Genomic DNA, 3512 nt, shown 5'->3' with positions numbered 1-3512 from the left:
AGGGCGATGCCGCGCGGCCCGAGCCGCGGGTCCGTGCGGTGCTGCGTCAGCACCGCGCCGACGCCCGGCGCCACCGCGTGCACGCGCGCCCCGACAGCCAGCGAGGAGGTCGTCGCCGCCGCGCCGAACTGGCCCGTGCGCGCGCAGCGGCCGATCAGCGAGAACGTCATCGGCGCGCCTGCGCGTGGTCCCAGTAGGTGAAGTTGAAGTCCTGCCCCGCGCGGGCCTGCAGGTGGCAGGTGAAGCAGGCATTTAGCGGGATGTTGCGCCGCTGGCCCGCCCCGTCGAAGGCGGCGTATTCCCATTCCCCGTTGCGCAGCTCGGGACCGTAGCCCTCGCCCCAGCCGGCCTCCTTCTGCTGGACGCCGATGGCGATCCAGCCGGGTTCGGGGATGAAGCGGCCCGAGGTGTCGAGCAGCGGGTTGCCCTGCGCATCCAGCCGCGCGCGCGTGTCGGCCATGATCAGCAGCGTGCCCCGCGGCGCGGGCTGGCCGGCGCGGGTGGCGGCGTAGGCCTCAGGGTTCACGTACATGTGCCGGATGATCTTGCGGTCCGGCTTGTCCACCGTGGCGTAGCGGATGAAGCGCGTCTGCCAGTCGGCCGGCAGCTCGATGTTCTGCGGACCCGGCGCATAGGGCGCGCGTGGCTGCGCCATGGCGAAGGCGGTCAGCGCCAGCAGCGCGGCGCCCGCGGCCAGGCCAGCGGTCAGGAAGGTCGTTCGCATGGAAGCTCTCCGCGGTGACGGGCCGGCGCCTGCATCAAGCCATGGCGGGCCGCATGCCGCCAAGCGCCTTCAGTCGAAGGCCGGAACGGCGCGCGCCATGCCGCCATGCAGGTCCAGCATGCGCTGCCGCCAGGCTTCGATGGGATCGTCGGGCGCCAGCAGCCGGAAGGGGCTGGTGCAGCGCGCCCATTGGAACGGCCCGAAGGCGATCGCATCCGCGTGCATGGGCCGCTCGCCGCACAGGAAGGGCTGGTCGCGCAGGATCATGCGCAGCGGGTGCAGCGCCTGCCGGAAGCCCTTCACCGCCACGTCGCGGTCGGCCTGCACCTGTTCCAGCGTCATGCCGAACCGCGCCTCCCGGCTGGTGCGGAAATAGGCGACGTCGCCGGGATCCAGCACCGCCACGATGTCCGCCACGATCAGCCGCGCGATGCCGGCAAGCACCACGGCGTCCGCCCAGGCATTGACGAAGCGCGCAAGGTCCTTCCCCGGCGCCCCGCCGAACAGGCTGGGGCGGTCCGGGAAGGTCTCCTCCAGATACACCGCGATGTCCCAGGATTCGCGCACCGCCCGACCCGCATGCAGCAGTACCGGCACCTTCTCCGCCCCATGGGGCGCGATCGCGTCCTTCTGGACGAAGCGCCAGGGCACCGTCTCCGCCTCCAGGCCCTTGGCCGCGAGCGCGTATCGCGCGCGCCAGCAATAGGGGCTGAACAGCCGCGCCGGGTCGGCGCCGGCCAGCTCGTAAAGACAGAGGGCGGGCTGCGTCATGCCCGGAGCTAGCCACCTGCCGGGCCGCCCGCCAAGATGCAGCCGGAGGAGATGCGATGAAGGACGCCCTGCTGGCCCTCGACCAGGGCACGACATCCACCCGCGCCATCCTGCACGACGCCGCGCTGGTGCCGCGCGCCACCGCGCAGCTGCCGCTGTCGCAACACTACCCCTCGCCCGGCTGGGTGGAGCACGAACCCGAGGAGATCTGGCAGGCGACGCTGGCCGTGCTGCGCGACGCACTGGCGCAGGGCGGCACGTCCGCCCGCGAGGTGGCGGGCATCGGCATCACCAACCAGCGCGAGACGACGCTGCTGTGGGACCGTGCGACCGGCCGCGCCATCCATCGCGCCATCGTCTGGCAGGACCGCCGCACCGCCGCCCATTGCGCGCAGCTGGCGGAGGACGGCGCGGCGGCTATGATCGCGCAGCGCACCGGCCTGCTCTGCGATCCCTACTTCTCCGCCACCAAGCTGGCCTGGCTGCTGGAGAACGTATCCGGCGCGCGCCAGGCGGCGGAACGCGGCGCGCTCGCCTTCGGCACGATGGACAGCTTCCTGCTGTGGCGCCTGACCGGCGGGCGGGTGCATGCCACCGATGCGACGAACGCCTGCCGCACCATGCTGTACGACATCCGCCGCGGCGACTGGGACGACGAACTTCTGAGGCTGTTCCGCATTCCCCGCGCCGTCCTGCCGGAAATCCGCGACTGCGCGACGGAGTTCGGCACCACCGATCCCGCGCTGCTCGGCACCGCCGTGCCGGTGCGCGGCATCGCCGGCGACCAGCATGCCGCCACCCTCGGCCAGGCCTGCTTCGCGCCGGGCATGGTGAAGTCCACCTACGGCACCGGCTGCTTCGCGCTGCTGAACACGGGCGATGCGCCCGTTGCGTCCCGCAACCGGCTGCTGACGACGCTGGCCTGGCAGCTCAGCGGCACGCGCACCTATGCGTTGGAAGGCGCGATCTTCGTCGCGGGCGCCGCGGTGCAGTGGCTGCGCGACGGGCTGAAGCTGATCGCCGATGCAGCGGAAAGCGGCACGCTGGCGCAGCAGGCTGACCCGGCGCAGCGCGTGGTCTTCGTGCCGGCCTTCGTCGGCCTTGGCGCCCCCTATTGGGATGCCGAGGCGCGTGGCGCCATCTTCGGGCTGACGCGTGGCACCGGCCCCGCCGAGATCGCCCGCGCCGCGCTGGAATCCGTCGCCTTCCAGACCCGCGACCTTGTCGAGGCGATGGAAGCCGACTGGGCCGCTAGCGGCACGCAACGGGTCCTGCGCGTGGATGGCGGCATGGTCGCCTCGGACTGGACGATGCAGTTCCTCGCCGACCTGCTCGGCGCGCCGGTGGACCGGCCGGAGGTGCGGGAGACCACGGCGCTCGGCGCCGCCTATCTCGCCGGGCTGCAGGCCGGGCTGCTGCCCGCGCCAGGCCCGGCTGTCGCGCATTGGCGGCTGGAGCGCCGCTTCACGCCGCGCATGGCGCGCAGCGAGGCCGATGCGCGCTACGCCACCTGGAAGGACGCCGTGAGGCGGGTACTGACGCGATGACCACGGCAACGATCTACGAAGCCCTCGGCGTCACGCCGATCATCAACGCCGCCGGTACCAACACGCGTCTCTCCGGCGGGATGATGCACCCCGAGGTCACGGCCGCCATGGCGGACGCCGCGACCGCCTGCGTCGACATGATCGAGCTGCAGGCCGCCGCCAGCCGCGTCATCGCGGATCTCACCGGGGCGGAGGCCGGGATCGTCACCTCCGGCGCCTCCGCCGCGCTGCTGCTCGGCGCCGCCGCCTGCATCGCGCGCCTCGACGTCGCGGCGATGGATGCGCTGCCGGAGGCGCCGGCGCGCGGCGACTTCGTCATGGCCCGCAGCCAGCGCAACATGTACGACCGCGCGCTGCGCGTCGCCGGCGGCCGCATCGTGGAGGTCGGCATCCCCGACCGCTTCAGCGGCGCCGGGGTGCGCGACGCCTCCGCCGCCGACATCGCGGCCGCCATCGGCCCGCGCACCGCC

General features: G+C 73.1%; 4 protein-coding genes and 1 pseudogene. 2 read left to right on the top strand and 3 right to left on the bottom strand.

Going from position 1 to position 3512, the window contains the following annotated elements; genetic code table 11:
- From OZN99_RS27725 to OZN99_RS27715, 3 genes are all read right to left on the bottom strand, one after another.
- A partial coding sequence (locus OZN99_RS27725; protein WP_270938456.1) for a DUF1028 domain-containing protein occupies positions 1 to 170 on the bottom strand: 170 nt, incomplete at its 3' end.
- Entirely contained in the window at positions 167 to 724 is a 558-nt protein-coding gene (locus OZN99_RS27720) for a cytochrome P460 family protein (RefSeq protein WP_270938455.1), read from the bottom strand. The genes OZN99_RS27720 and OZN99_RS27725, both read right to left, overlap by 4 nt.
- Before the next feature lie 69 nt (positions 725 to 793).
- Entirely contained in the window at positions 794 to 1495 is a 702-nt protein-coding gene (locus OZN99_RS27715; protein WP_270938454.1) for a glutathione S-transferase family protein, read from the bottom strand.
- Positions 1496 to 1551: 56 nt separating this feature from the next.
- Here OZN99_RS27715 and glpK point away from each other — a divergent pair, with 56 nt between their 5' ends.
- Together glpK and OZN99_RS27705 are read left to right on the top strand one after the other, a co-directional pair.
- A complete protein-coding gene (gene glpK, locus OZN99_RS27710; RefSeq protein WP_270938453.1) occupies positions 1552 to 3042 on the top strand; it encodes a glycerol kinase GlpK in 1491 nt (496 codons plus the stop codon).
- Positions 3039 to 3512 (top strand): annotated as a pseudogene (locus OZN99_RS27705) (hypothetical protein); the annotation flags it as partial. The gene glpK and the pseudogene OZN99_RS27705, both read left to right, overlap by 4 nt.

Origin of the sequence: Falsiroseomonas oryzae (assembly GCF_027856955.1) — a bacterium.
Lineage (GTDB): Bacteria > Pseudomonadota > Alphaproteobacteria > Acetobacterales > Acetobacteraceae > Falsiroseomonas > Falsiroseomonas oryzae.
The sequence above is the reverse complement of the archived record's forward strand: the minus strand, read 5'-3'. Positions and strand labels throughout refer to the sequence as shown.

What these genes read in the sequence shown, in the direction of transcription:
- OZN99_RS27720 (WP_270938455.1), bottom strand. Translation starts at nt 724, where the DNA reads ATGCGAACGACCTTCCTGACCGCTGGCCTGGCCGCGGGCGCCGCGCTG.
- OZN99_RS27715 (WP_270938454.1), bottom strand. Translation starts at nt 1,495, where the DNA reads ATGACGCAGCCCGCCCTCTGTCTTTACGAGCTGGCCGGCGCCGACCCG.
- glpK (WP_270938453.1), top strand. Translation starts at nt 1,552, where the DNA reads ATGAAGGACGCCCTGCTGGCCCTCGACCAGGGCACGACATCCACCCGC.